Raw genomic sequence first — 26,288 nt, forward strand, 5'->3', positions numbered from 1 at the left:
TCTTAGCCTCCCAGAAAAGATTTGCGCACTTCGGGATCGGCCAGAAGCTCTTGCCCGGTGCCGGTATAGGCATTTGCGCCTTGCACCAGAACATAGCCTTTGTCCGCAATTTCAAGCGCTTGCTTGGCGTTCTGTTCCACCATCAAGATCGGCAAACCAGTGCGCGCGACCTCGATGATACGGTCGAACAGCTCGTCCATCACGATGGGTGAGACACCCGCCGTGGGCTCATCGAGCATCAGGACCTTGGGTTTGGTCATCAGCGCGCGACCCACGGCCACCTGCTGACGTTGCCCACCTGACAGCTCGCCCGCTGCCTGATAGCGCTTGTCCTTCAAGATCGGAAACAGGTGATAGACCTGCTCCATCGTGTCGGAGAAATCATCCGTGCGGATGAACGCGCCCATTTCCAGATTCTCTTCTACCGTCATCGAGGTGAAAATATTGCTGGTCTGCGGCACAAACCCCATGCCCTTGACCACGCGTTCCTGCGGGCTGAGGTGAGTGATATCCTCGCCCGCGAGCCGAACCGCGCCGGAGCGCACGTTCAACATGCCAAAGACAGCCTTCATGCCGGTGGATTTACCAGCGCCATTGGGACCGACGATGACGGCGATTTCGCCGGAGTTCACCGCGATGGTGCAGTCATGCAGGATGTCCGGCCCCTTGCCGTAGCCTCCCGTCATGCTGTCGCCGATCAGAAAGGGTTCGCTCATGCGTCCGCCCCCTGCAATTTATCTTTATTTTTCAAACCCGTGCCCAGGTACGCTTCGATCACCTGCTCGTTGGCCTTAATCTCGTCCAGGGCGCCTTGGGCCAGTTTCTTGCCCTCCGCCATGACGATCACCGGGTCACACAGACGGCCGATGAATTCCATGTCATGTTCGATCACCACGAAGGTGTAGCCGCGTTCTTCGTTGAGGCGCTTGATCGCATCGGCGATGGTATACAGCAGCGTCCGGTTCACCCCTGCGCCGACCTCGTCAAGAAAGACAATCTTGGCGTTGACCATCATGGTGCGGCCCAGTTCCAGCAGCTTTTTCTGACCGCCAGAAATCTCGCCCGCCTTCAGGTCCGCGATATGGCTGATGGTGAGGAACTCCAGCACCTCATCCGCCTTGGCCCGCAGGGCGCGTTCCTCATCCGCGATGCGCTTGCGACCAAACCAGGTGTTCCACAGCGTCTCACCCGACTGATCGCCGGGAACCATCATCAGGTTCTCGCGGCAGGTCATCGAGGAAAATTCATGCGCGATCTGGAAGGTGCGCAGCAATCCCTTGTGGAACAGCTCATGTGGCGGCAAGCCCGTGATGTCCTCGCCATCCATCAGGACCCGGCCTGAGGTTGGCGGCAATACACCTGCCACAACATTGAAAAGAGTGGTTTTTCCGGCGCCGTTTGGCCCGATCAAACCGGTAATGGAGCCCTTTGCAATCTCCAGCGAAGCGCCGTCAACCGCGTGGAACCCGCCGAAGTGCTTATGCAAATCCTCGACGACGATCATGTCATTTTTCCCCTGCCGTCAGTTACTGCGGCCCTATTATTTGGAACAGCCCGAGGCGCATATGGCTCCCGGGCTGATCAGATTTCTATATCGCGACGAGATCCGACTTAGCGGAACTTGACCGTCGTGTTCTTGCCGTCCTGCACTTCGATCTCGCGGTAGGAGCCTGCGCTCTCACCGGGGCCGATGAGGTTGACGCCAGTGGCGCCCTCATAGTCGATCTCGCCGCCATTGGCGAGGATCTCAAGCGCCTTACCAAGTTCGCCGGGGTTGATTTTCTCGCCCGGTGCATTGGCAACTTCGGTGATCTTGGACACGTAATCCTTTGGATCCACAGAGCCGGAGGCCTGCATGGCCAGCAGGAAAAGTGCAGCCGCATCATAGCTTTCGGGCGAGTAGGCAGAGGTTCCGTCGAACCCGGCTTCATTCGCCATCTCGGCAAAGATCTCTGCGCCTTCGCTGTCGGAGCCGGCGATCTGACCAAACGAGCCATTCAGGTCCGAGCCGATGTTTTCGGGCAGCGAATCACCGATCATGCCATCGGGCAGACCAAAGGTATCGAATGCACCGGTATCGAGTGCGCTCTGGATGATGCCCAGACCACCTTGGTCGAGATACCCGGCAACAACCAGGATATCGCCACCCGCAGATGCCAGTGCCGCCACTTCGGCAGAATAGTCGCCTTTGCCGTCTTCGTGCGAGGTCACGATCGTGACGTCACCACCACCGGCCTCAAACGCGGCTTGGATCGAATCCGCCAGGCCCTTGCCGTAGTCGTTGTTGGTGTAGGTGATGGCGATGCTGTCGACATCACGATCCGCGAGAATCGACGCCATGATCTCGCCCTGACGCGCGTCAGACGGGGTGGTGCGGAAGAACAGGCCGTTGTCCTCCATCGCGGTCAGACCCGGCGAGCTGGCAGACGGCGAAATCATCACCATGCCGTTTGGAATGGCGACGTTCTGCAGGATCGCGCCCGTCACGCCGGAGCAGTCGCCACCGACGATGCCGTTGGCGCCATCCGCGATCAGTTTTTCTGCGTTGGCAGTGGCCAGACCATTGTCGATGCAGCCTGTTTCGGCGCGCAGCGGGGTTACTTTGGCAGCATCCAGCAGCTTGCCGGATTCGGTGACTTCAGCCATCGCCAGCTCGGCACCAGCCGCCATGGTCGGTGCCAGGGACTCGATCGGGCCAGTGAAACCAAACAGAACGCCAAGCTTAACTTCTTTGGCATGGCCATCGGCAAACGCGGTGCCGGCGCTCAGCGCAATGGCCGCCGTCGCAGTCAGCAGTTTTTTCATTTGAAAACTCCCTTGTTGGAACAATGTTGTTCGTCAGGAACCCTATGCAAGCCCCGCAGGAAAGGGAAGAGCGATCAGACCCGCTTTTTTCTGCCCTCACATGTGGGCGCTAACACCCGCCTTTCAAAGGAGAAAGCCGATGTTTCGATGTCTCGCCTTGATCATCACTCTTGCCCTGGGCGCCGGGGTGCTTGCACCTTTCGGCGCGCGCGCGATGGAAAGCAGTCAGGGAACGTTACGCGTTCAAAAGATCGCCGATGGCTTCAACGTTCCCTGGGGGTTCACCTTCCTGTCTGAGGGCGGCGTCCTTCTGACGGAACGCAACGGCGCGCTGTGGTACGTCAAGGAGGGGAGCAAACAGCAGGTCCGTGGCGCGCCGGAGGTTGCCGCAGATGGGCAAGGCGGTCTTTTGGATGTCGTTGCCGCACGCGATTTCGCCCAGAGCCGACGCGTCTACTTTACCTTCGCAAAATCACAGGGGCGAGGAGCGGGAACCGCGGTCGCCGTCGGAACACTCAGCAACGACCTTTCAGAAGTCACTGACTTGAAAGTGATATTTGAGGCACGAGCCGGAGCCCGCGGCGGGCGACATTTCGGGTCGCGGCTGGTTGAAGCGAAAGACGGCAGCCTGTTTGTGACGCTGGGGGAGCGCGGTGATCGCCCCAGCGCACAGGATCTGTCGCGCGAGCAGGGGTCCATTATCCGGATCCTGCCCGACGGTCGCATTCCGGGCGACAACCCGTTTGTGAACGTTGAAGGCGCACGCCCGGCGATCTGGTCCTATGGCCATCGTAATCCGCAGGGCTTGGCGATGGACGACCGCGGACAGCTCTGGGGCGTCGAGCACGGGGCAAAAGGTGGCGACGAGGTCAACCTGATCGAGAGAGGACAGAATTACGGCTGGCCCGTGATTTCCTATGGGCGGCATTACTCGGGTCGCAAGATCGGCGAGGGGGCTGAGAAGCCGGGACTGAAGCAGCCGGAATGGTATTGGGATCCCTCCATCGCGCCCTCCGGCATGATGATCTACTCCGGCGCCCTCTGGCCGCAATGGCGTGGTGATATCTTCGTAGGGTCTTTGAAGTTCGATTACATTTCAAGGCTCTCTGGGTCGAATCTGCAAGAGGTCGAGAAGTTGAAAGCGCCGCAGACCGGCCGCGTCCGCGACCTGCGAGAGGCCCCGGACGGGTCGATATGGTTTATCTCCGAGTATGAGGGCGCCCTCTACCGGATCACCCCGGAATGACGCTCAGGTGACCTGACGCGCGCCCTTGCTGCCACGCTCACGATACGGCGTGGTATCGTAATGGGCGCGATAGCATTTGGAGAAATGCGACGGTGAGGCAAAGCCACAGGCCAGCGCGACGTTGATCACGCTCATATCGGTTTGCATCAACAGGTTGCGCGCTTTCTGCAGACGCAGCTCCATGTAATAGCGTTTGGGGCTGCGGTTGAGATAACGGCGGAACAATCGCTCCAGCTGGCGCGTCGACATGCCGACATCCTCGGCGAGGATGGACGGGCTGATCGGTTCTTCGATGTGTTTCTCCATCATCTGGATTACCATCGACAGCTTGGGATGACGCACCCCGATGCGGGTCGGAATGGACAGGCGCTGCACGTCCTGATCGGTCCGGATAGAGGAATAGATCAGCTGATCCGCCACCATGTTGGCCAGTTCCTCACCATGATCTTCGGCGATGATCTTCAGCATCAAGTCGATGGAAGAGGTGCCGCCAGCGGTTGACATACGGTTGCCATCAATGACGAAGACCGATTTCGTCAGATCGACCTCCTCGAACTCTTCGGCAAAACTGTCGGAGTTCTCCCAATGGATGGTCGCACGCTTGCCATCCAGCAAGCCGGCCTTGGCCAGCGTGTAGGAGGCCGTGCAGAGCCCAGCGATGGTCAACCCCTTGCGGGACTCGCGCCGCAACCAGGACAGGACCCGCTTTGTGGTGGCTTTTTGCACCTCGATGCCGCCGCAGAGCATGATCGTGTCATCACGTTGCAGCTCATTCAGATCAGATTCGACCTGAAAGACCGTTCCAGCAGAGCAGGTTACGGTTTCCCCGCCTTCGCCTAGGACGTTCCAGGAATATAACTCCTGACCAGCCATGCGATTGGCGATCCGAAGCGATTCCATCGCGGCGGAAAAACACAGGAGCGTGAACTGATCCAGAAGAACAAACGTAAACCGGCGATGTTTGCCATCTGAAGTCAGTTCAGGTGGCGCCTCTGGCTTGGCTTGCATGGCTCGGGTCCTTACAAAACGGGTCTTCATAGACGGTGCTGGGAAAGCCGCGCGACGTAACGTCGCGAATTCAAAAACCTGCTCACAGGATAGCACCGGGGTCAAGACGTGGAAATTCTAAACTGGCCACTGTTAGCGCTCTTCTATATACGCTTCTTTCGTAAAACCGGGTTCCAAAGTTATTTTCGGAGTATGAGCCATGAGCGATTGGCAAAAAACGAACTGGCGCAACAAGCCGCGAGTCCAGATGCCGGACTATCTGGATCAGGACGCGCTGCACTCCGTCGAAGCGCAATTGGGGAAATATCCGCCGCTGGTTTTTGCCGGTGAAGCGCGCCGCCTGAAGTCCCAGCTTGGGGCAGCGGGACGTGGCGAGGCCTTCCTGCTGCAGGGCGGTGACTGCGCCGAGAGCTTTGAGCAATTCAGCGCCGATGGCATTCGCGACACCTTCAAGGTGATGTTGCAGATGGCCATGGTGCTGACCTACGGCGCCAAGGTGCCGGTGGTGAAGGTTGGGCGTATGGCCGGGCAATTCGCAAAGCCGCGTTCCGCCCCAACCGAGACCATCGACGGTGTTGAGCTGCCGAGCTATCGCGGTGACATCATCAACGAGCTGGCCTTTACGTCCGACGCGCGCATTCCGGATCCGAAAAAGATGCTGCAGGCCTATACTCAGGCCGCGGCGACGCTGAACCTGATCCGCGCCTTCTCCACCGGCGGCTACGCAGATGTGCATCAGGTACACGCCTGGACGCTTGGCTTTACCGAAGGTGAAAAGGCCGAGGCCTATCGCGACATGGCGAACCGGATCACCGATACGCTGGACTTCATGAAGGCGGCAGGCGTCACCAAGGACACTGCGCATACGCTGCAGACGGTGGAATTCTACACCAGCCATGAAGGGCTGCTACTGGAATATGAAGAGGCGCTGACCCGTCTTGATTCGACCTCCGGAAAATGGCTGGCAGGCTCCGGTCACATGATCTGGATCGGCGACCGCACCCGCCAGCCGGACGGCGCGCATGTGGAATTCTGCAGCGGTGTGCTGAATCCGATCGGTTTGAAATGTGGTCCGACCACCACCGCCGAGGATCTCAAGGTCCTGATGCAGAAGCTCAACCCGGAGAACGAGGAGGGCAAGCTGACCCTGATCGCACGCTTCGGTGCTGGCAAGGCGGGTGAGCACCTGCCGCGTCTGGTGCAGGCGGTCAAGGAAGAGGGCGCCAAGGTGACCTGGGTCTGCGATCCGATGCATGGCAACACCATCAAATCCGCCACGGGCTACAAGACACGGCCCTTCGATTCTGTACTGCGCGAAGTGCGCGACTTCTTCGGGGTGCACCAGGCCGAGGGCACCATCCCCGGTGGTGTGCATTTCGAGATGACCGGCCAGGACGTCACCGAATGCACCGGCGGGGTGCGGGACGTGACGGAGGAAAACCTCAGTGATCGCTATCACACCGCTTGTGACCCGCGCCTCAACGCGGATCAGTCGCTGGAGCTGGCCTTCCTCGTCGCCGAGGAACTGTCGCGCCTGCGGACACCGGGCGAAAGCCGCGCTGCGATATAAGAACCGATTTATCGTTGCATTGACGGCCCGCATGGAGATGCGGGCCGTTTTTTTTTGTGGGGATTACCGACGCCGCAAGGCCAGACAATCGACAAAAAAAGAACGCCCGGAACACATTCTGTGTCCGGGCGTCAATGCTTCAACGTCTATGTCCAGTAGGTTGAAACTTATACGTATTAGTCGCGATTTTGACTAGAATTTTAGCAATCAGTCCCGCGAAACCACCAGACGCAGATGTGATGCGTCTTTGCGCAGCTTGCCACCGCGCGGCGGTCGGGACACCAGTTTTTCCACCTCGGTTGTCGATACCGTTTCCAGCGTCACGGAGCTGGTGGTTTCGGTATCACTTCTGACCGGGGTGCGTGTCGATTTCAACGCCTCGTCATTCTCACGGCGTGCCCGATCCAGCAGTGATCTCGCCTCATCCATCAAGCTGGTGGACTTGCGTTCAAAGGACGTGCGCGGCTCAGAAAAGCCCGTCGTCTCGGACGTCTTGCCGGTCGACAGGTCGCGCCGCGGACGGTCTTGTAAACCTGGCTCGGATACGCGCGGGGTCGCCTTGAATTCAGGCTTGTCCAGCGCGTCACCCGAGGCCTTGCCAACTTTGCGCACGTCATAGCTTTCGACGCTGAAGCGCTGCGACACACGGCTTGCGGCACCCTCGGACACCAGAACGCCCAGCGCACGGCTGACATCGCCAAGATCGCTGCGCAGCGGTAGCAGTATCATACGCGCTGTGCGGCTGCCCCGCATGCGGGTTGCTTCGGTCTTTAGGTCGAATTCCAGAATGGAGGGGTCTTCGAACATATGCTCCAGAGCGGCGCTGATGGTCTTGCGTGCATCTACCGTGAAGAAAGCCGTCAGCGGCATGCCGCGCACTTCCATCCCGGCGAGTTCATTGACGCGCTGGCCGGCCAGACGGAACCGGGCGATTCCCGGAGCGACCCGTTCCAGAATAAAAGTCTGGCTCAGGATGTTTTCCAGCCCACGCGGATCAACCTGTGAGCGGCTGGGAATCTCATCGCCTCGACGCAGTGCGGACCAGTATGCCTCAGCCTGACGCAGCGGCGACACGTTAGAGCGTGCGCGAAAGCGATCCATTGCTACCACCTTGTCCAACCCCGTCTTCTTGTCTGCGCCGTCGTGACCGCGAAAAATCATTTTCATGTCCTCTGCATCCGGTTTCGACATCGAACCCTGGCAAGAGACCCATGCCCAAGGGTTAACGTCAAATTGGTTACCTTGGAGTTAACATGACACAATATAGCTAAAGTTTGGACCAATAGTTTAATCAATGGTTAACACTTTAGGATAGCACCCCTCCGCCTTCGCGCGTTCTGCTATGCGGCTGGCATTGACCCGGTGCCCTGCACCTGTATTCAGGATCAAGGAGGGTCACAGATGACATTGCATTCCATGACAGGCTTTGCATCCGGGCAGGGCGCACAGGACGGGTATACTTGGGTCTGGGATATCAGATCGGTCAACGCCAAGGGGCTGGACCTGCGCGCACGGGTGCCGGATTGGCTTGAAGGTCTTGAAAATGAACTGAAAAAGCGCGCATCCAAGAGGCTTGGCCGTGGCAATGTGTCGATCAACCTGCGTCTGAGCCGAGCCGAGGACGGCAAGGGACAGATGCAGATCAACACCGCCGCATTGGAGAGCGCCCTTGCATCCGTCCGCACGACGCAAGCACAGGCCGAGCAGGTCGGTCTGGTGCTCGCACCCGTTCGCGCAACGGATATCCTTCAGATGCGTGGCGTGTTGGAGCAGGCCTCCGCAGAGCAAAATACCGAACATCTGGTAAAGATGCTCCTATCCGAATTCGACTCACTTCTGAATGACTTTGTTAACATGCGCGCGACCGAGGGCGCCGCACTGTCTCAGGTGCTCACAGATCAGCTGTCCCGTATTGAAACGCTTTGCAACCAAGCCGCCCAGCGCGCTGCGGATCGTCAGCTGCAGATTGAGGACGCGCTGAAAGCGAACCTTGCCCGGGTGATTCAGAACAGTGAAGGCGCCGATCCGGATCGTGTCGCGCAGGAGCTGGCGCTGATCGCGGTGAAGTCGGATGTGACAGAGGAGCTGGACCGGCTCGCGGCCCATGTCACTGCCGCGCGCGCTCTGCTCGACAAGGGAGGCCTGATCGGGCGAAAGCTGGACTTCCTGATGCAGGAGTTCAACCGAGAGGCCAACACGCTCTGTTCAAAAGCGCAGAACGCGGCCTTGACCGAAGTGGGTTTGGAACTCAAAACCGTGATCGACCAGATGCGCGAGCAAGTCCAGAACATAGAATAAGGAGCGACCCCTCTCATGGCACAGAAACAGGCACAGCGGCGGGGCCTTCTCATCATCCTGTCGTCGCCCTCCGGCGCGGGCAAATCGACATTGGCAAAGCGGCTACGGGCCTGGGACAGCGACATCAGCTTTTCCGTCTCTGCCACCACGCGCAAACCGCGCCCCGGCGAGGTGGACGGGCAGGATTACCATTTCGTCTCGGTCGACTCGTTCAAACATGACGTGGCCGATGGCGAGATGCTGGAGCACGCGCATGTGTTCGGCAATTTCTACGGTTCGCCCAAAGGGCCCGTGCAGCACGCCATTAACGACGGTCAGGACGTGCTGTTTGATATCGACTGGCAGGGCGCGCAGCAGATCACCAACTCCGATCTCGGCAAGCACACGCTGTCGATTTTCCTGCTGCCGCCCTCGATCACCGAGCTGCGGCGCCGGCTGGAAAACCGGGCGCAGGACGATGACGAGACCATCCAGCGCCGGATGCAGAAAAGCTGGGACGAGATTTCGCACTGGGGTTCTTATGACCATGTGCTGATCAACGAGGATCTCGACGAGACCGAAGAGAACCTCAAGACGATCATCAAGGCCACACGTCTGCGCCGCCTGCAGCAACCATCGCTGATCGACCACGCGCGCACCCTGCAACAGGAATTCGAGGAGCTGTCATGACCCTTTATGCCCTTGGAGCCCATCAGCCGCAGATCCACCCCGACACCTGGATCGCCCCGGATGCCAACCTGATCGGGCAGGTGGTGCTGGAGGATGGGGCCTCGGTCTGGTTCGGCGTCACCATCCGCGCCGATCACGAGGAAATCCGCGTTGGCCGTGGCTCCAACGTGCAGGAAAACGTGGTTATGCATATTGATGCGGGCTATCCCCTCAGCATTGGTGAGAACTGCACCATTGGTCACAAGGTCATGCTGCATGGCTGCATCATTGGCGACAACTCCCTGATCGGCATGGGGGCCACCATTCTCAACGGTGCCAAGATCGGTAAGAACTGTCTGATAGGCGCGGGCGCTCTGATCACGGAGAACAAGGAAATTCCTGATAATTCTCTGGTCATGGGCGCACCGGGCAAAGTGGTGCGCGAAGTGGACGCCGCCCTCGCCGCCAAGCTGACCGACAGTGCCCTGCATTATCAGGAGAATATGCGCCGCTTCAAAGCGGAGCTGAAGGAGATTTGACCGTGAAGAATTCCCGCCCCTCCGTCATGCGTCCGCATGGTCTGCCCGAGAGCGCCAGCCATCCCGTGGTCACCCCGCTCAGTCCCTCTGTTGTCTACGCATCCGAGACCCCGGATGCGCTGGACGATCAGTATGAGGGCCGCGTACACGGTTATACTTACTCACGTGAGGGGCACCCAAACGCCGATGTGATCGCGCGCCGTCTTGATGATATGGAGGGGGCAACGGGTGGTGTGGTGACCGGTTCCGGCATGGCGGCGGTCTCTGCCGTGCTCATGGGGCTGTTGCAGACAGGCGACCACGTCATCGGCGGCGATCAGCTATATGGCCGCTCCCTGCGATTGATGAAGGAAGACCTGCCGCGTCTCGGCATCGCGACGACATTGGCCAACCCCGGCGATGTGGAGGCCATCCGCGCCGCCATCCGTCCCGAGACCAAGCTCATCTTAGTGGAGGCTGTGTCCAATCCAACGCTGGCGGTGGCGGATATCGACGGGATTGCCGCGCTGTGCCGCGAACACGGCCTCCTGCTGGTCGTCGACAATACCTTTACCACGCCGCGCGGGTTCAAGCCGTTTGATCATGGTGCCGACATCGTGATTCACTCGGTGACCAAGCTGCTGGCGGGGCATTCCGACGTGATGCTGGGCTATGTGGTCGCCAAGGATGCCGCGCTCAATGACCGGATGCGGGTGTTTTCCGTCACCACCGGCATGACGCCAAGCCCCTTTGACTGCTGGCTGGCGGAGCGCGGTTTGCTGTCGTTTGACCTGCGCTTTGACCGTGCCGAAGCCACAGCCGCCCGTCTGGCCGACCACATTGCAGGGCTGCCGGGTGTCAAGCGTGTGCTGTATCCGACGCGTCACGACCACCCCGATCACGGGCGTGCAGAAACGCTGCTGAAGGGCAGGGGCTGTAACATGGTCAGCTTTGAGCTCGATGGCGGGCGCGCCGCCGCCAATGCCTTCACCCGTGCCGCGGAGGGGCTGTCCTTTGCGCCGACGCTGGGGGATGTGGGCACCACGCTGTCGCACCCCGCCTCCTCGTCACATCGGGCGCTGTCGCCTGAGAACCGCGCCGAGCTGGGTTTGCACGAGGGGTTCTTTCGCGTTTCGGTCGGGCTGGAGGATCCAGACACGCTCTGCCGCATCTTCGAAGACGCGATCACGGCTGCCACGTCATAGTTACATTTCCCGGCTAAACAGATCGCCACGACAAAAACAACGAGGCAGAGTCTCATGTCGCAAGAGTTAATCGACGGTCTGCTGGCCGCGATACCGATGCCAGCCGTCTTGGTCGACCAGACCGAGCGGTTCATCGCGGCCAATGTCGAGGGTATAACGCTTCTGGGTCCGCAGATCGTCGGGCGGCACTTTGCCACGATCCTGCGTCAACCGGGCGTCACCACGGCGATCGAGACCTGCCTTTTGGACCGCCAGCCACGCACCGCGCGCCACCTGTCTAACGATGGCGCACAGGACACGACTTTCGAGGTCACTCTGCGGTATGTTCCTGGCGTCGGCGCGGTCAAAGGCGGTGCTGTATTGGTCTGTTTTGCAGATATCACCGACCGGGAAACCGTTGGCCAGATGCGCCGGGACTTTGTGGCCAACGTCAGCCATGAACTGCGCACGCCGCTGACCGCGCTCATGGGGTTTATCGAAACCCTGCGCGGGGCTGCACGGGATGACCCCAACGCCCGGGATCGGTTTCTCGGCATCATGGAAGGCGAGGCCAGCCGCATGAACCGGTTGGTGGGGGATCTGCTGTCGCTGAACCGGGTGGAGAGCGAGGAACGCGTGCGCCCCAAGGAGCGCATCGATCTGGTGGAGCATTTGAAGTCCACCATCAAGTCCCTGGAACCGCTTGCCACATCCGGCGGGACGTCCCTGACGCTGGAGGCGCCGGACACGCCGGTGGACATTCCGGCGGACGCCGATCAAATTCAGCAGGTTTTCACCAACCTGATCGAAAACGGTTTGAAATACGGCGGCGAAAACGTCTCCGTGACCCTGACCGTGCTGGAACGCGACCCGGCGCTGCGATGCCCGGCTGTGCGGGTGCAGGTCATTGATGACGGCCCCGGCATCAACCCGGTGCATCTGCCCCGTCTCACTGAACGCTTCTATCGTGCTGACAACCACAGATCACGAGAGCTGGGTGGCACGGGGCTTGGCCTGGCGATCGTGAAACACATCATCAACAGGCACCGTGGCCGGTTGCGGGTGGAAAGCGATCTTGGAAAGGGTGCGACCTTCACGGTCATCCTGCCGCAATAACAGCGTCACACGCGCGAATCTGACCCCAAACGAAGCCTTTCAGGCCCATCTGCGTCGCATCACCGGGCGTAATCTGGGGCTTGTGTGACAGCCGATTAATCTTTGCATCGTCGCATTCCCCGAGGCGTGCCCTACGTGCGGCGCGGCAAATCCCTATTTCTCGTGAGTATTTCGATTTTTTTTCAGGGTAGGGCCCGGGTCGTCATGTAACTGTTACATAGCTGTCACAAAAGCCACACCTGAGCCTTCTAGGAGGGGCTCAAGATCATCTTGGGGGTGATCGTAAATTTCTTAAACTCATGGAGACGTAGATGTCCTTTGTGAAACTGACCGCATCCACCCTGGCAATCGCAGCTGTATCGGCCACCGCAGCCGCTGCGCGTGACCAGGTGCAGGTCGCTGGCTCCTCCACCGTTCTGCCATATGCTTCGATCGTTGCAGAAGTGTTCGGTGAAAACACCGATTTCCCGACCCCGGTCGTTGAATCCGGTGGCTCCTCCGCTGGCCTGAAGCGCTTCTGCGAAGGTGTTGGCGAAAACACCATCGACGTCGCCAACGCGTCGCGCCAAATTCGCGAAAAAGAGATCAAGGCTTGCGCCGAAGCTGGCGTGACCGACATCATCGAAGTCCGCATCGGCTATGACGGCATCGTGTTTGCTTCCCAGCAGTCCGGTCCCGAGTTCTCCGCTTTTGAACCGTCCGACATCTACAACGCCATCGGCGCACAGGTGATGAAAGACGGCGCATTGGTTGAAAACAGCTTCAACTCCTGGGCCGAATTCAACGCGGATCTGCCCGACGCAGAAATCGCAATGTTCATCCCCGGCACCAAGCACGGCACCCGCGAAGTCTTCGAAGACAAGGTCCTGCTGAAGGGCTGTGAAGCAACCGGCGCCATGCAGGCGATGCTCGACGGCGGCATGGACGAAGATGCAGCAGAAGATGCCTGCCTCGACGTGCGCCAGGACGGCAAGTCCGTGGACATCGACGGCGACTACACCGAAACTCTGGCGCGTATCGACGCCAACACCAACGGCATCGGCGTGTTCGGTCTGGCGTTCTACGAGAACAACACCGACAAGCTGAAAGTGGCGACCATGTCCGACGTGGCCCCGTCCACCGAGACCATCTCCACCGGTGAATACCCCGTGTCCCGCCCGCTGTTCTTCTACGTGAAGAAAGCCCACATCGGCGTGATCCCCGGCCTGCAGGAATACGCTCAGTTCTTCGTGGCTGACGAGATCGCTGGCCCCTCCGGCCCGCTGGCCAACTACGGCCTGGTGGCTGACCCAGAACTGGCAAAGACCCAAGAAGCTGTCGCCAATGCGACCACCATGGGCTCCGGCAGCTGATTTCAGCAGCTGACTGACGACCGGGGCGGTGTTTAACGCCGCCCCGGATCCCTTTCTGGATCTATTCAAAGACAACATGACCTCGGGGGTTACGATGCCGTTATTCTGGCTGATCTTGATCGTGCTCGTGATCGCGGCGGTGGGCTATATGCTCGGCCGGTCGCGGGCGCTGGCCAATGCGGGAGGCGACAGCAGAGAGCTGCATTCGCTGCCGTCCTACTACGGCTGGAACGTGGCGCTCAAAGCCATGGTGCCGACATTCGTCCTGTTGATCGTCTGGCTCCTGGTGCAGCCGCTCTATGTTAACTCCGTCATCTCGGGCATGATCCCTGCGAACGTGATCGACGATGGCTCATCGCGTGGGCTGGTCATGGCAGAGGTCCGCCGCGCCGCAAACGGGCTCGACAACGCCGTGGCGCAGGGCGTGATGGACGAAGAGTTTGCCCGCAACGCCCGCGCGGATTTCACCGATGTGTCCCAAGTGCTCAAGGATGCCGGCCAGATCGTGACCACGGAGGTCACACAGCCGGTTCTGCGCGCAGCCCAGCGCTACCGGATCGTGAACGCGACCGGCTACCAGATCATGTCGATTGTTGCAGTGGTGCTGGCGCTGGCCGGAACGCTGTTTGCCCTGCGCGAGACGCGCGCCCTGTTTCGCGCCCGTAATGTGGTTGAACTCGGCATTCACGCCCTGCTGGTCGGCGCGGCCTCGATCGCCGTTCTCACCACCGTCGGTATCCTGTTGTCGCTGGTCTTCAACACATGGGAATTCTTTAAGCTCTATCCGGCATCCGATTTCTTCTTCGGTCTAAACTGGGCGCCGAGCTTTTCCGGTCGTGGCGGCTCTTCTGATCTGGGCGTGCTGCCGCTCCTGTGGGGGACCTTCTACATTTCCATCGTGGCGCTTGCAGTGGCGGTTCCGATCGGGCTTTTTGCTGCGATCTACCTGTCCGAATACGCCAGCCCGCGGATCCGGTCGATCGCCAAGCCGCTGCTGGAGATCCTCGCAGGCATCCCGACCATCGTCTACGGTCTCTTTGCGCTGCTGACCGTGGGGCCGCTTCTGCTGAAGGTCTTTGGCAACGAGGGGCTGGGCTGGATGCAAGCCGGCACCGCGGTGATGACTGCGGGGTTGGTGATGGGCATCATGCTCATCCCCTTTGTTTCTTCACTGTCGGACGACATCATCAATGCCGTGCCGCAGGCGATGCGCGATGGGTCCTATGGCCTGGGCGCAACCCAGTCGGAAACCATCCGCCAGGTGGTTATCCCAGCAGCACTTCCGGGCATCGTCGGCGCCATTCTGCTGGCCGCCTCGCGTGCCATTGGCGAAACCATGATCGTGGTACTTGGGGCAGGGGCCGCGGCCCGACTCAGTCTCAACCCGTTTGAAGCGATGACCACGGTAACGGCCAAGATTGTCAGCCAGCTGACAGGTGACGCAGATTTCGCCAGCCCCGAAGCGCTCGTCGCCTTCGCGCTCGGCATGACACTCTTTGTGCTGACCCTGTGTCTCAACATCATCGCCCTCTACATTGTCCGTAAATACCGGGAGCAGTACGAATGACCGATGCCAGCATGGACAACCCGCCCCCTGCGCGCGCCAGGTCGCTGCGCCAAGCCGACGCCAACACCCGACGCCGCAACGCCGCCGAAAAGCGCTTTCGCGCCTACGGGATGGTGGCGATCCTGACCGGCCTGTTTTTCCTGACAGTGCTCTTCGTGTCGATCATTCGCTCGGGCGCTCCGGCCTTTACCCGTACCGTGGTCAATGTCGAATTCACCCTGACCCAAGACCAGATGGACGCCGCCGAGAGCGAACTGTTCAAGACCAAGGCCTATTCCAACCTCTTCATCGCTGCCCTGCAGGGCAAACTTGAAGAGCGCGGCATGTCGGTCGAGTTTGACGAAGCCGCGATCGAGCGGCTGCTCGGCAAGGTCGGCGGCACTCTGCGCGCGCACTACAAGGAATTTCCGGACGATGTGGGCAAGCCGGTTCCCTTCGAGCTGGCCGCCTCCAGTCGCGTCGACGGCTACTACAAGGGCCGCGTGAACCGCGAGACCCTGCAGGACAGCCGGTTCCTGCAGCTCAGCGATCTGGATCTGGTGGATGCGCTGGAAGAGGCCCAGATCATCAAGCAGGCCTTCAGCTGGACCTTCATCACTGGCGCCGACTCCGGCGTGGACAACCCAGGCGGGGCCGGTATCGGCGCAGCCGTTGTGGGCTCCTTCTTCATGATGCTGGTGGTTCTGGTGCTGTCGCTGCCCATTGGCGTGGCCGCGTCCATCTACCTGGAGGAATTCGCGCCGCAGAACCGGTTCACCGACCTGATCGAGGTGAACATCTCCAATCTCGCGGCGGTTCCGTCGATCGTGTTTGGTATCCTTGGCCTCGCGGTGTTCATCCAGTTCATGCATCTGCCGCAATCTGCGCCGCTGGTGGGTGGTCTGGTGCTGTCGCTGATGACGCTGCCGACCATCATCATTTCCACCCGTGCCTCGCTGAAGGCGGTACCACCTTCGATCCGGGACGCGGCCTTGGGAGTAGGGGCATCCAAGATGCAAGCCGTATTCCATCATGTACTGCCGCTGGCGGCACCGGGCATCTTGACCGGCACCATCATCGGTCTGGCACAGGCGCTGGGGGAAACCGCACCGCTGTTGCTGATCGGCATGGTCGGCTTTGTCGCGCGTGGCTATCCGGATGGGTTCGTCGCAGGCTTCACCGAGCCGAACTCGGCAATGCCGGCGCAGATCTACACTTGGGCGGCCCGCGCTGATGCGAGCTTTTACGAAAAGGCCTGGGGCGGCATCATCATCCTGTTGGCGTTCCTCCTGACCATGAATATCATCGCAATCATCCTGCGCCGTCGCTTCGAGCGCCGCTGGTAAGGGGAGCATCTCAAATGAACGATATGACAGTAATGGATAGTACCGTGGAAGCCCAACGCACCAAGATGGCCGCTCAGAACGTCAATGTTTACTACGGCGACACCCACGCCATCAAAGACGTCAATGTGGAGATCGAAGACAAGACCGTCACGGCCTTTATCGGCCCGTCCGGTTGTGGCAAGTCGACCTTCCTGCGGTGCCTCAACCGCATGAACGACACGATCGACATTTGCCGGGTCACCGGGGACATCCTGCTTGAGGGCGAGGATATCTATGACAAGCGCGTCGATCCGGTGCAGCTGCGGGCACAGGTGGGCATGGTGTTTCAAAAGCCAAACCCGTTTCCAAAATCGATCTACGATAATGTGGCCTATGGTCCCCGAATCCACGGTCTTGCCAAGAACAAGGCAGACCTGGACGAGATCGTCGAGAGATCCCTGCGCCGCGGTGCCATCTGGGACGAGGTGAAGGACCGTCTGCAGTCCCCCGGCACCGGCCTTTCAGGCGGCCAGCAGCAGCGTCTGTGCATCGCCCGCGCGGTGGCCACTGAGCCAGAGGTCCTGTTGATGGACGAACCCTGCTCGGCCCTGGACCCGATCGCCACCGCACAGGTCGAGGAGCTGATCGACGAGCTGCGCGAAAGCTACTCTGTTGTGATCGTGACACACTCCATGCAGCAGGCCGCTCGGGTGAGCCAGAAAACCGCCTTCTTCCACCTTGGCAACCTCGTGGAATTCGGTCCGACCGGTCAGATCTTTACCAACCCCGAAGATCCTCGCACCGAAAGCTACATCACCGGCCGCATAGGCTAAGGTAGAGAGACAGTCTGATGGAAGAGCAACACATTGCATCCGCATTTGATCGGGACCTCGAGGCAATCCAGGCCCGGATCATGAAAATGGGTGGCCTCGTGGAGGCCGCCATCATGGAAGCCGCCCGCGCATTGGAAACCCGCGACGAGGAGCTTGCGGCGAAGGTCGTTAAGGAAGACGCCGCGATCGATGGCCTTGAAGAGCTGATCAACGAAGATGCCGCACGGGTGATCGCAATCCGCGCCCCGGCCGCAGTTGACCTGCGCGTCGTCCTCAGCGTGATGAAAATCTCTGGTCACCTTGAGCGGATCGGCGACTATGCCAAGAACATGGCCAAGCGTACCAGCGTTCTCGCCCAGAGCCCGGCCGTTGCAGACAGCGCCGCAGCCCTGCGCCGCATGGCCCGCGAAGTCGAACTGATGCTGAAGGATGCGCTGGACAGCTACATCCAGCGCGATCACGAACTGGCCCGCGATGTCATCGACCGCGATCGCGACGTGGACCAGATGTACAACGCGCTGTTCCGCGAGTTCCTGACCCACATGATGGAAGATCCGCGCAACATCACGTCCTGCATGCACCTGCATTTCATCGCCAAGAACGTTGAGCGCATGGGCGACCATGTCACTGCGATGGCGGAGCAGGTCGTGTATTTGGTGACCGGCAACAAGCCGGAAGAAGAACGTACGAAGGCCGATACCACTTCGGTGTCGACCCAGGAGGTCTAAGATATGGCAGCCGATCAGCCCACTGTACTGGTCGTCGAGGACGAACTGGCCCAGCGTGAAGTGCTGGCCTATAATCTGGAGGCCGACGGCTTCCGGGTCATCAAGGCAGAAAACGGTGAAGAAGCATTGCTCCTCGTGGACGAGGACATGCCCGATATCATCGTATTGGACTGGATGATGCCCAATCTGACGGGTATCGAGGTTTGCCGCCGTTTGAAATCGCGCACTGAAACCCGTGGCATTCCCATCATCATGCTGTCAGCCCGGTCAGAGGAAGTGGACAAGGTCCGCGGACTCGAGACCGGTGCCGATGACTATGTGGTCAAACCCTATTCGGTCATCGAGCTGATGGCGCGGGTCCGCACGCAGCTGCGCCGGGTGCGTCCTGCGACGGTTGGTATGCGACTGGAGTTCGACGACATCATTCTGGATTCGGAAACCCACAAAGTCAGCCGCGCTGAACATGCCCTGAAGCTGGGCCCGACTGAATTCCGCTTGCTGTCCACGTTCATGGAAAAGCCGGGTCGGGTCTGGAGCCGTGAGCAACTGCTTGATCGTGTGTGGGGACGAGACATCTATGTCGACACACGTACGGTCGACGTCCACATCGGACGGCTGCGCAAAGCTTTGACACAGCACGGCGGTCAGGACCCGGTTCGCACGGTCCGCGGCGCCGGATACGCGCTTGGTTGAATAATCACCTGTAAGAGATTGAGACGGCTCCGGTTTTTCCGGGGCCGTTGTCGTTAGCGGGGCAGGGGATCTTCTGGTTGTGCCTGCCCGGACAGCCATTCACGAAACTGCATCAAACCTGCGTTTCGGGCCTTTGACCTTGGCCACACCAGATAATAGGCGCCGCCAATATCCTCGGCCTGGTGATGCAGAGACATCAGCCTCCCGGTCGCCAGATCCTGCTCCACCAGATAATCCGGCATCAACGCCACACCAAGCCCATGTAGTGCGGCCTGGTTGATGGTGGAGAATTGATCATAGGTCGTGCCTGTCAAATTGCCGTCCACTGGCACGGCTTGGCGCGCGAACCAGTCCGCCCAGGCTTTGGGTCGCGTCTGGATATGCAGAAGCGGCAACTCCAATAAATCCGCCGGTGTCTTGACCTGTGTCCGCCCCAACAAGCCCGGCGCACAGACTGGTAGAAGTTGCTCATGTTTGAGAAGGAGTGCATCGGTTCCAGGCCAATCCGAATGTCCAAAATGTATCGCTGCATCAAACGCTTCGGATGCAAAATTGAATGGGGCAAGCCGCGTCGACATATTGATCGTCACATCTGGGTACCGGCGCGAGAATTCTGGCAAACGCGGCATCAGCCATCGCATTCCAAAGGCAGGCAGGATGGCGAGATTCAAACTGCCCGCGAGCGGAGCGGACTGCAATTTCAACGTCGCCTGTGCAACGCGGTCAAGCGCCTGGCGGATGTCATCCGCATAGGCAGAGGCCTCGGGTGTCAACGACAGAGCCTTGCCATCACGCAGGATCAGCTCCACCCCGATTTGTCGTTCCAACGCCTGCAGTTGCCGACTGACGGCACCCTGTGTCAGCGCCAATTCACCCGCCGCAGCAGAGGCGCTGCCAAGGCGATCAAGCGCCTCAAGCGCGCGGAGTGAAGCAATCGAAGGCAGAAATCGTCGAGGGACTGTCATGTATGATCTTTTGTCATAGGTACTTTCCAAAGTCTCGCTGTTTTTCGCCCTCTGGAGCGCTTAACCTCTCGGCAACATATATCCGAGGAGGCTCCCCATGCTGGACGACAAACCGACCCTGCGCGCCAAAGACGCGCCCGATCTAGGCCGCTTCAACTGGGAGGATCCGCTGCGGCTCTCCGACCAGCTCAGCGAAGATGAGCGCATGATTGAAGCGTCCGCCCGCGCCTATGCACAGGAAAAACTGCAAAGCCGCGTGACCGAGGCCTATCAGACCGAACACACCGATCCCGAGATCTTTCGCGAGATGGGCGAGATGGGCCTGCTGGGCACCACTATTCCTGAAGAATACGGCGGCCTTGGTGGCGGTTACGTGTCCTATGGTCTGGTCGCGCGTGAAGTGGAGCGTGTCGACAGCGGCTATCGCTCCATGATGTCGGTGCAAAGCTCTTTGGTCATGTACCCGATCTACGCCTATGGCAGCGAAGAGCAGCGACAGAAATATCTTCCCAAATTGTCCTCGGGCGAGTGGATTGGCTGCTTTGGCCTCACCGAACCGGACGCAGGCTCCGATCCGGCCGGCATGAAAACCCGCGCCGAGAAGACCGCTGATGGCTACAAGCTCACCGGCTCCAAGATGTGGATCTCCAATTCGCCGATCGCGGATGTCTTTGTGGTCTGGGCCAAATCCGAAGCCCATGGCGGCAAGATCCGGGGCTTTGTTCTGGAAAAGGGCACCAAGGGGCTGTCCGCACCGAAGATCGAAAAGAAGATGTCGCTGCGTGCATCGATCACCGGCGAGATCGTGATGGATGGCGTGGAAGTTGGCGAAGATGCCTTGCTGCCGCATGTCGAAGGCCTGAAAGGCCCGTTCGGCTGTCTGAATCGCGCACGCTATGGCATCAGCTGGGGCGTAATGGGCGCCGCAGAGGCATGCTGGCACGCGGCCCGTCAATATGGCCTGGACCGGCAGCAATTTGGTCGCCCGCTGGCCAACACGCAGCTGTTCCAGCTGAAGCTCGCAAATATGCAAACCGAGATCGCGCTTGGGCTGCAGGCGTCGCTGCGTGTCGGGCGCCTGATGGACGAAGCCAATGCTGCGCCAGAGATGATTTCGATCGTCAAACGCAACAACTGCGGCAAGGCGCTTGAGATTGCCCGTCACGCGCGTGACATGCATGGCGGCAACGGGATCAGCCTGGAGTTCCAGGTCATCCGTCACATGATGAACCTGGAGACGGTGAACACTTACGAGGGGACGCATGACGTGCATGCATTGATCCTGGGGCGTGCGCAAACCGGCCTGCAGGCGTTCTTTTAATCGTTAACGTCCATCAAAAGTGCAAATCGGGGCTTGCAGAAATGCAAGCCCCTTTGTTTTGCGGGGATTGGCCTTTGTTGACGCTCCGATCATCACGCGGAAACAGGCCATGGCTGTTCTAAATTATGAAGGCAGGTGTGAACGAGTCAGACCGAGTACACTCGACATCGGGTGACGCGTGGTAACCTTCGTTAAGACCGGCAGCCAAATCTTGCAAATACGCAATGCCGAAGAAAGCGGTAGCGGCACAAGGGCGCATTCGTGCAAACACTGGAGAGCTCGTCGCACAATCAAGCCGTACCGAAATTTATGCAAATCTGCTGCTCGTCGTCACGGGAAAAACAGCCAGTATTTAGTTAAAACACTTTGCTCAATTGAAGCGCCCATCACGCTCAGCCAGGCCTGCCGCCTGTAAAATTGCAAGACAGACCCACACACCATGAGACGAGAGCGTCTTCTCACGACTTACTGCAAGATGCGTGACAGGTAAGACGGTGAACTGTCTCTTGCGGACTTTACGCCAGAAGAAACTCTGGCTAGCATCGCCCTGAGCACTCAAGACATTTGCTGCTTGTAGGGCGCGGTGGCTATCGCTGAAAAATCGTATTTCATCGCTGATTGGCTTTAGAGGGGCAGGGGGTTGAGATCAGACATCCCCCTGACATACCCCACTTGGACAACGTCATTTTCAGGCGGCCACACGAAACGCTCGTATTGTTGTGACTGCAAAAATAACTTGTGGAAGCAACGCCCGCATATTATCGGCACCGCGACCGATTTTGGTTTAAAATCAGGGAGAGAACTCATGGTCCTCAAACAAACACTTCTTGCATCTGCTGCTACTTTTGCACTCGGTTTTGCCGGTGCAGCTTCGGCTGAGCAGCAGTTCATCACCATCGGCACCGGCGGCGTGACCGGCGTTTATTATCCGACGGGCGGCGCGATCTGTCGTCTGGTGAACAAGGATCGCAAGGAACACGGCATTCGCTGCTCCGTGGAATCCACCGGCGGCTCCGTCTACAACACCCGCACCATTCGCCAGGGTGAGCTGGAATTCGGCGTGGTTCAGTCCGACGTGCAGAAAGCTGGCCTCGACGGCACTGGCGCATTTGAGAATGATGGCGCGTTTGAAGGCCTGCGCGCATTGTTCTCCGTACACCCGGAGCCGATGCACCTGATGGCGCGCGCGGATGCAGAGATCGCATCTGTCGACGACCTGAAGGGCAAGAAAGTCAACATCGCGAACCCCGGCTCCGGCACCCGCGTTCTGGCCGACACCCTGATGCAGTACTCCGGCCTGAGCCAGGATGACTTCGCACTGGCTGCAGAGCTGAAATCCTCCGAACAAGCCGCAGCGCTCTGCGACGGCAAGATCGACGCAACCATCTGGGCCTCCGGTCTGCCAAATGGTTCGAGCCAGGAAGCAACCTCCTCCTGTGACGTGAAGATCGTCCCGCTGGCAGGTGAAAACATTGACACTCTGCTCGCTGAGAACTCCCCGTACGCGGCCGCAACCATTCCCGGTGGCATGTACCCTGGCAATGACGAGGACATCCCGTCCTGGGGTCCCAAAGCAACCTTCGTGACCTCTTCGGACGTGTCAGACGACGTGGTCTATGCCGTTGTCAGCGCCGTGTTCGAGAACTTTGAAGACTTCAAAAAGCTGCACCCAGCCTTTGCCCGCCTGTCGGAAGAAGAGATGGTCAGCGATGCACTGTCCGCCGACATTCACCCCGGCGCCATGAAGTACTACAAAGAGCGCGGCTGGAAGTGATCCGATCACCTCTGACGTAAAACACCAAAGGCTTTCGTCCCTGTGCGCAGGGGCGGAAGCCATTTTCGTTTAAGAATGAACAAGAGTAACAACAAACCGGGTGGGGACAAGATGACAGATAACCAGAGCGCCGCGGCTCAAGAAGACCGCACGCTTGATGATTTTGTAGCCGACAGCGACACCGGCGGTCGCTTGCCGCAGGACGCACTGGGGCGCAACGCGCTGTGGTACCTGCCGCTCGTCTGGTCCCTGTATCAACTGTGGATCGCGTCGCCCTTGCCATTTATCCTCGGGGTCGGGGTGTGGAATGACACCCAAACCCGAGCGATCCACTTGGGCTTTGCGGTTCTTCTGGCCTTTGTTGCCTTTCCGGGCCTGAAAACCAGTCCGCGACACCACATTCCGATCCCGACCTGGATTGTCGGCGGGATCGGTGCGCTTTGCGCGTCCTATCTGTTCTATGCTTACGCGGGCGTTGCCGAACGCACAGGCGCGCCAAACCAGACCGACGTGATCGTCTCGGTGATCGGTCTTGTGCTGCTGCTCGAAGCGGCACGGCGCAGCCTTGGTTTCCCATTGATGGGCGTGGCGCTGTTCTTCCTCGCCTATGTGTTCTTTGGATCTTCTTCCTGGCTGCCTGAAGTGGTGCAGTGGAAAGGAGCCTCGATCAACAAGGCGATGAGCCACATGTGGCTGACAACCGAGGGCGTCTTTGGTGTCGCGCTTGGTGTCTCTTCGGGTTTTGTCTTTCTTTTCGTGCTCTTCGGCGCGCTTCTTAATCAGGCCGGGGCAGGGAACTACTTTCTGAAACTGGCCTTTGCCGCGCTGGGTCACCTGCGTGGCGGCCCCGCGAAGGCCGCTGTCATTGGCTCTGCGGCAACCGGCCTGATCTCCGGATCGTCGATCGCCAATGTTGTCACCACGGGTACGTTTACAATCCCGCTGATGAAACGCGTGGGCTTTCCCGCGACCAAGGCAGGTGCGATCGAGGTCTCCTCGTCGATCAACGGCGTGCTGACCCCGCCTGTGATGGGTGCGGTTGCGTTCCTGATGACCGAATATGTCGGTATTCCTTACGTCGAAGTGGTGAAAACCGCGATCATCCCGGCGGCGATTTCCTATATCGCACTGGTTTATATCGTACACCTCGAAGCGCTGAAAATGGGCATGAAGGGCACCAGCCGCATGCATCCGGTGAAGTTCTTCCTCGGCGCCATCTTCACCATCGCGACCTCCATCGTGATTGGTGGCGGGACGCTTTGGCTCTGTGGAGTGCTGGTCAACGCGCTGCAAGGGATAGCGGGTGATGCAAGCATATGGCTGATTGTTGTCATCATGGCGGCGCTCTATGTGCTGGCGCTGAAGGTCGCAGCATCTCATGAGGATCTCGAACTCAGCATTGAATCCATGCAGGATCTTCCGCCCGCGCGCGAGATCTTCAAAACCGGCATTCACTACATCATGCCAATCCTGCTGCTGATGTATCTCTTGATGATCGAACGTAAATCGCCTGGGCTTTCCGCGTTCTGGTCATCTGTCGCAATGCTGGTGATCCTGGCAACGCAGAACCCGATCAAGGCGATGTTCCGCGGTCAGGATCATGCGGTTTCCGAATTCAAACAAGGTGTTGCGGACATTTTCGAAGGTCTGATCATCGGTGCGCGCAACATGATCGGTCTGGCCTGTGCCATGGGTGTGGCCGGCATTATCGTTGGTGCCGTGACCCTGACGGGGATCGGGCAGGTGATGGCGGAGTTTGTCGAATTCCTCTCTGGCGGAAGCGTCATGCTGATGCTGATCTTTGTTGCGCTGATCTCGATCGTGCTGGGCATGGGGCTGCCGACAACCGCAAACTACATTGTTGTCAGCTCGCTGATGGCGGGGGTCGTGGTGGAGCTTGGCGCGCAGAATGGTCTGATCGTACCGCTGATCGCGGTCCATATGTTTGTGTTCTACTTCGGCATCATGGCGGATGTGACTCCTCCGGTCGGACTGGCGAGTTTTGCGGCTGCCGCGATTTCCAAGGGCGACCCGCTGCGCACGGGTTTCCAGGCGTTTTTCTACTCGATCCGGACCGCGCTGCTTCCGTTCCTGTTCATCTTCAACACCGACCTGCTGTTGATTGATGTCGGGCCCATACAGGCTGTCTTGGTCTTCCTGGTTGCGATGGTGGCAATGCTGCTGTTCGCGGCATCGACGATGAACTATTTCATCGTGAAATCAAGGATTTGGGAAAGTGCGCTTCTGCTATTGGTGGCGTTTACTTTGTTCCGTCCGGGCTTCTTCCTTGACCAGATCCAGCCAGCGTTTGAAACGCGCCCTGGCACCGCGGTTTACCAAATGGCGGAACGAGTTGAGGATGGTGGAACCCTGCGTGTCCGTCTGATGGGCGAGAGCTTGGAGGGCGACATGGTCGATGCTCGCTTCCTGTTGCCGCTGGGTGATCAAGGCGGGGATGGGCAAACGCGTCTCTATGACGGCGCGGGCATCGAGTTCCGCGAAGAAGGTGATAAGATCTTCGTCGACAGTCTGAACTTTGGTGGTCCTGCAGAGCAACTGGGCATCGATTTCGATTGGGAACTGATTGAAATGGAAGTCGAAGCCGACAGAATGCCCAAGGAAGTCTTCTACCTCCCGGCGTTCCTGATCCTCGGGTTCGTCGCTTTCCTGCAGTTCGGCCGGAAGCGCAAGCAAGAAGAAGGAGTGGCCTGATGACCAAACATGTACTCTGTGCCGTCGACCTCACGCATATGGATGCCGAAAAGGCATTGCTGAATCGTGCTGCGGAACTGGCGACGTTCTACGGAGCCACGCTCAGCGTGGTCACCGTGGTGCCGGATTATGGTATGAGTATCGTCGGATCCTTCTTCAAGGACGGTACCATGAAGGAAGCGGTCAAAGAGGCGGACCGCCAACTTCATGACTTTGTAAAAACAAATGTGCCGGACATGAAAGGTGTCCAGCACATCGTTGAAGTTGGAGCGAATGTCTACGAAATGATCCTCGACGCGATCAAGCGTTCCGAGGCCGACCTCGTGGTCATGGGCGCACATAAACCGGAACTGATGGACAGGTTGCAGGGACCGAACTCGGCGCGCGTGGCCAGATATGCCAAATGTTCCGTTCTGATCGTTCGGGACTGACTGCTCAAGCTTGTGACAAAAAAACGCGCTCCAATCCGGGGCGCGTTTTTCATGTTGATATGGGCGCAGGGTACCGGGCGAATTACGACCTTACGTACATCCCATAATCAGTAATATGAATGTGTGATTTTGCCAGTAAAATAAGGGGGGTAGGGTAGCGGATGACAGGAGGCACCTAAGTGTCCTGTGAGAGCCCCGAAGGGATTAGACCAAGC

Annotated in this window: 23 protein-coding genes; 17 read left to right on the forward strand and 6 right to left on the reverse strand. The window is 59.2% G+C overall.

Annotated features, from left to right (window positions below):
- Positions 1 to 2: 2 nt before the first annotated feature.
- From CLV89_RS10750 to CLV89_RS10760, 3 genes are all read right to left on the reverse strand, one after another.
- The gene (locus CLV89_RS10750) at positions 3 to 716 is read right to left on the reverse strand and encodes an ABC transporter ATP-binding protein (RefSeq protein ID WP_106163659.1); all 714 of its coding nucleotides are present in this window, start codon (positions 714 to 716) and stop codon (positions 3 to 5) included.
- Positions 713 to 1,504: an ABC transporter ATP-binding protein gene (locus CLV89_RS10755; protein ID WP_106163660.1), complete on the reverse strand. Its 792-nt coding sequence runs from the start codon at positions 1,502 to 1,504 to the stop codon at positions 713 to 715. The genes CLV89_RS10750 and CLV89_RS10755 overlap by 4 nt, the downstream gene beginning before the upstream one ends.
- Positions 1,505 to 1,611: 107 nt before the next feature.
- The gene (locus CLV89_RS10760) at positions 1,612 to 2,805 is read right to left on the reverse strand and encodes an ABC transporter substrate-binding protein (RefSeq protein ID WP_106163661.1); all 1,194 of its coding nucleotides are present in this window, start codon (positions 2,803 to 2,805) and stop codon (positions 1,612 to 1,614) included.
- A 139-nt stretch (positions 2,806 to 2,944) separates the two neighbouring features.
- Between CLV89_RS10760 and CLV89_RS10765 the strand changes: the two genes are divergently transcribed.
- The gene (locus CLV89_RS10765) at positions 2,945 to 4,051 is read left to right on the forward strand and encodes a PQQ-dependent sugar dehydrogenase (protein ID WP_106163662.1); all 1,107 of its coding nucleotides are present in this window, start codon (positions 2,945 to 2,947) and stop codon (positions 4,049 to 4,051) included.
- A gap of 3 nt (positions 4,052 to 4,054) precedes the next feature.
- Here CLV89_RS10765 and CLV89_RS10770 read toward each other — a convergent pair whose 3' ends face one another.
- On the reverse strand, positions 4,055 to 5,059 hold the full coding sequence (locus CLV89_RS10770; protein WP_106163663.1) for a GlxA family transcriptional regulator: 1,005 nt from the start codon (positions 5,057 to 5,059) through the stop codon (positions 4,055 to 4,057).
- Positions 5,060 to 5,258: 199 nt separating this feature from the next.
- Between CLV89_RS10770 and CLV89_RS10775 the strand changes: the two genes are divergently transcribed.
- Positions 5,259 to 6,629, forward strand: a complete 1,371-nt coding sequence (locus CLV89_RS10775) for a class II 3-deoxy-7-phosphoheptulonate synthase (protein WP_106163664.1) — start codon at positions 5,259 to 5,261, stop codon at positions 6,627 to 6,629.
- A gap of 207 nt (positions 6,630 to 6,836) precedes the next feature.
- Here the strand turns inward: CLV89_RS10775 and CLV89_RS10780 are convergent, their stop codons facing one another.
- Positions 6,837 to 7,790, reverse strand: coding sequence for a PAS domain-containing protein (locus CLV89_RS10780; protein WP_106163738.1), 954 nt, complete (start codon positions 7,788 to 7,790; stop codon positions 6,837 to 6,839).
- Positions 7,791 to 8,030: 240 nt separating this feature from the next.
- Here CLV89_RS10780 and CLV89_RS10785 point away from each other — a divergent pair, with 240 nt between their 5' ends.
- From CLV89_RS10785 to phoB, 11 genes are all read left to right on the forward strand, one after another.
- Positions 8,031 to 8,927 carry a YicC/YloC family endoribonuclease gene (locus CLV89_RS10785; RefSeq protein ID WP_106163665.1) on the forward strand — a complete coding sequence of 299 codons (897 nt, stop codon included), beginning with the start codon at positions 8,031 to 8,033 and terminating at the stop codon, positions 8,925 to 8,927.
- 15 nt (positions 8,928 to 8,942) lie between these two features.
- Positions 8,943 to 9,596: a guanylate kinase gene (gene gmk, locus CLV89_RS10790; protein ID WP_106163666.1), complete on the forward strand. Its 654-nt coding sequence runs from the start codon at positions 8,943 to 8,945 to the stop codon at positions 9,594 to 9,596.
- On the forward strand, positions 9,593 to 10,114 hold the full coding sequence (locus tag CLV89_RS10795; protein WP_106163667.1) for a gamma carbonic anhydrase family protein: 522 nt from the start codon (positions 9,593 to 9,595) through the stop codon (positions 10,112 to 10,114). Before gmk ends, CLV89_RS10795 begins: the two co-directional genes overlap by 4 nt.
- 26 nt (positions 10,115 to 10,140) lie before the next feature.
- Positions 10,141 to 11,298 carry a trans-sulfuration enzyme family protein gene (locus CLV89_RS10800; RefSeq protein WP_165798120.1) on the forward strand — a complete coding sequence of 386 codons (1,158 nt, stop codon included), beginning with the start codon at positions 10,141 to 10,143 and terminating at the stop codon, positions 11,296 to 11,298.
- Between the two features lie 54 nt (positions 11,299 to 11,352).
- On the forward strand, positions 11,353 to 12,393 hold the full coding sequence (locus tag CLV89_RS10805) for a sensor histidine kinase (protein ID WP_106163669.1): 1,041 nt from the start codon (positions 11,353 to 11,355) through the stop codon (positions 12,391 to 12,393).
- Between the two features lie 311 nt (positions 12,394 to 12,704).
- Positions 12,705 to 13,745, forward strand: a complete 1,041-nt coding sequence (locus tag CLV89_RS10810) for a substrate-binding domain-containing protein (protein WP_106163670.1) — start codon at positions 12,705 to 12,707, stop codon at positions 13,743 to 13,745.
- Between the two features lie 94 nt (positions 13,746 to 13,839).
- A complete protein-coding gene (gene pstC, locus CLV89_RS10815) occupies positions 13,840 to 15,312 on the forward strand; it encodes a phosphate ABC transporter permease subunit PstC (protein ID WP_106163739.1) in 1,473 nt (490 codons plus the stop codon).
- Positions 15,309 to 16,637, forward strand: coding sequence for a phosphate ABC transporter permease PstA (gene pstA / locus CLV89_RS10820; RefSeq protein ID WP_106163671.1), 1,329 nt, complete (start codon positions 15,309 to 15,311; stop codon positions 16,635 to 16,637). The genes pstC and pstA overlap by 4 nt, the downstream gene beginning before the upstream one ends.
- 14 nt (positions 16,638 to 16,651) lie before the next feature.
- The gene (gene pstB / locus CLV89_RS10825) at positions 16,652 to 17,449 is read left to right on the forward strand and encodes a phosphate ABC transporter ATP-binding protein PstB (RefSeq protein WP_106163672.1); all 798 of its coding nucleotides are present in this window, start codon (positions 16,652 to 16,654) and stop codon (positions 17,447 to 17,449) included.
- A 17-nt stretch (positions 17,450 to 17,466) separates the two neighbouring features.
- The gene (gene phoU, locus CLV89_RS10830) at positions 17,467 to 18,177 is read left to right on the forward strand and encodes a phosphate signaling complex protein PhoU (RefSeq protein ID WP_106163673.1); all 711 of its coding nucleotides are present in this window, start codon (positions 17,467 to 17,469) and stop codon (positions 18,175 to 18,177) included.
- Between the two features lie 3 nt (positions 18,178 to 18,180).
- Positions 18,181 to 18,870, forward strand: a complete 690-nt coding sequence (phoB, locus tag CLV89_RS10835; RefSeq protein WP_106163674.1) for a phosphate regulon transcriptional regulator PhoB — start codon at positions 18,181 to 18,183, stop codon at positions 18,868 to 18,870.
- Between the two features lie 53 nt (positions 18,871 to 18,923).
- Here the strand turns inward: phoB and CLV89_RS10840 are convergent, their stop codons facing one another.
- Positions 18,924 to 19,835 carry a LysR family transcriptional regulator gene (locus CLV89_RS10840; RefSeq protein WP_106163675.1) on the reverse strand — a complete coding sequence of 304 codons (912 nt, stop codon included), beginning with the start codon at positions 19,833 to 19,835 and terminating at the stop codon, positions 18,924 to 18,926.
- Between the two features lie 97 nt (positions 19,836 to 19,932).
- Between CLV89_RS10840 and CLV89_RS10845 the strand changes: the two genes are divergently transcribed.
- The 4 genes from CLV89_RS10845 to CLV89_RS10860 all read left to right on the forward strand — a co-directional run bounded on the left by CLV89_RS10845 (position 19,933) and on the right by CLV89_RS10860 (position 26,073).
- Positions 19,933 to 21,156, forward strand: coding sequence for an acyl-CoA dehydrogenase (locus tag CLV89_RS10845; RefSeq protein WP_207796913.1), 1,224 nt, complete (start codon positions 19,933 to 19,935; stop codon positions 21,154 to 21,156).
- Between the two features lie 805 nt (positions 21,157 to 21,961).
- On the forward strand, positions 21,962 to 22,930 hold the full coding sequence (locus tag CLV89_RS10850) for a TAXI family TRAP transporter solute-binding subunit (RefSeq protein ID WP_106163676.1): 969 nt from the start codon (positions 21,962 to 21,964) through the stop codon (positions 22,928 to 22,930).
- A gap of 111 nt (positions 22,931 to 23,041) precedes the next feature.
- Positions 23,042 to 25,642: a TRAP transporter permease gene (locus tag CLV89_RS10855; RefSeq protein ID WP_106163741.1), complete on the forward strand. Its 2,601-nt coding sequence runs from the start codon at positions 23,042 to 23,044 to the stop codon at positions 25,640 to 25,642.
- A complete protein-coding gene (locus tag CLV89_RS10860; RefSeq protein ID WP_106163677.1) occupies positions 25,642 to 26,073 on the forward strand; it encodes a universal stress protein in 432 nt (143 codons plus the stop codon). The genes CLV89_RS10855 and CLV89_RS10860 overlap by 1 nt, the downstream gene beginning before the upstream one ends.
- The last annotated feature ends 215 nt before the right edge of the window (positions 26,074 to 26,288 follow it).

This window comes from Tritonibacter scottomollicae, assembly GCF_003003215.1.
In the GTDB taxonomy this organism is placed as follows: domain Bacteria; phylum Pseudomonadota; class Alphaproteobacteria; order Rhodobacterales; family Rhodobacteraceae; genus Epibacterium; species Epibacterium scottomollicae.

What these genes read in the sequence shown, in the direction of transcription:
- CLV89_RS10750 (WP_106163659.1), bottom strand. Translation starts at nt 716, where the DNA reads ATGAGCGAACCCTTTCTGATCGGCGACAGCATGACGGGAGGCTACGGC.
- CLV89_RS10755 (WP_106163660.1), bottom strand. Translation starts at nt 1,504, where the DNA reads ATGATCGTCGTCGAGGATTTGCATAAGCACTTCGGCGGGTTCCACGCG.
- CLV89_RS10760 (WP_106163661.1), bottom strand. Translation starts at nt 2,805, where the DNA reads ATGAAAAAACTGCTGACTGCGACGGCGGCCATTGCGCTGAGCGCCGGC.
- CLV89_RS10765 (WP_106163662.1), top strand. Translation starts at nt 2,945, where the DNA reads ATGTTTCGATGTCTCGCCTTGATCATCACTCTTGCCCTGGGCGCCGGG.
- CLV89_RS10770 (WP_106163663.1), bottom strand. Translation starts at nt 5,059, where the DNA reads ATGCAAGCCAAGCCAGAGGCGCCACCTGAACTGACTTCAGATGGCAAA.
- CLV89_RS10775 (WP_106163664.1), top strand. Translation starts at nt 5,259, where the DNA reads ATGAGCGATTGGCAAAAAACGAACTGGCGCAACAAGCCGCGAGTCCAG.
- CLV89_RS10780 (WP_106163738.1), bottom strand. Translation starts at nt 7,790, where the DNA reads ATGATTTTTCGCGGTCACGACGGCGCAGACAAGAAGACGGGGTTGGAC.
- CLV89_RS10785 (WP_106163665.1), top strand. Translation starts at nt 8,031, where the DNA reads ATGACATTGCATTCCATGACAGGCTTTGCATCCGGGCAGGGCGCACAG.
- gmk (WP_106163666.1), top strand. Translation starts at nt 8,943, where the DNA reads ATGGCACAGAAACAGGCACAGCGGCGGGGCCTTCTCATCATCCTGTCG.
- CLV89_RS10795 (WP_106163667.1), top strand. Translation starts at nt 9,593, where the DNA reads ATGACCCTTTATGCCCTTGGAGCCCATCAGCCGCAGATCCACCCCGAC.
- CLV89_RS10800 (WP_165798120.1), top strand. Translation starts at nt 10,141, where the DNA reads ATGCGTCCGCATGGTCTGCCCGAGAGCGCCAGCCATCCCGTGGTCACC.
- CLV89_RS10805 (WP_106163669.1), top strand. Translation starts at nt 11,353, where the DNA reads ATGTCGCAAGAGTTAATCGACGGTCTGCTGGCCGCGATACCGATGCCA.
- CLV89_RS10810 (WP_106163670.1), top strand. Translation starts at nt 12,705, where the DNA reads ATGTCCTTTGTGAAACTGACCGCATCCACCCTGGCAATCGCAGCTGTA.
- pstC (WP_106163739.1), top strand. Translation starts at nt 13,840, where the DNA reads ATGCCGTTATTCTGGCTGATCTTGATCGTGCTCGTGATCGCGGCGGTG.
- pstA (WP_106163671.1), top strand. Translation starts at nt 15,309, where the DNA reads ATGACCGATGCCAGCATGGACAACCCGCCCCCTGCGCGCGCCAGGTCG.
- pstB (WP_106163672.1), top strand. Translation starts at nt 16,652, where the DNA reads ATGAACGATATGACAGTAATGGATAGTACCGTGGAAGCCCAACGCACC.
- phoU (WP_106163673.1), top strand. Translation starts at nt 17,467, where the DNA reads ATGGAAGAGCAACACATTGCATCCGCATTTGATCGGGACCTCGAGGCA.
- phoB (WP_106163674.1), top strand. Translation starts at nt 18,181, where the DNA reads ATGGCAGCCGATCAGCCCACTGTACTGGTCGTCGAGGACGAACTGGCC.
- CLV89_RS10840 (WP_106163675.1), bottom strand. Translation starts at nt 19,835, where the DNA reads ATGACAGTCCCTCGACGATTTCTGCCTTCGATTGCTTCACTCCGCGCG.
- CLV89_RS10845 (WP_207796913.1), top strand. Translation starts at nt 19,933, where the DNA reads ATGCTGGACGACAAACCGACCCTGCGCGCCAAAGACGCGCCCGATCTA.
- CLV89_RS10850 (WP_106163676.1), top strand. Translation starts at nt 21,962, where the DNA reads ATGGTCCTCAAACAAACACTTCTTGCATCTGCTGCTACTTTTGCACTC.
- CLV89_RS10855 (WP_106163741.1), top strand. Translation starts at nt 23,042, where the DNA reads ATGACAGATAACCAGAGCGCCGCGGCTCAAGAAGACCGCACGCTTGAT.
- CLV89_RS10860 (WP_106163677.1), top strand. Translation starts at nt 25,642, where the DNA reads ATGACCAAACATGTACTCTGTGCCGTCGACCTCACGCATATGGATGCC.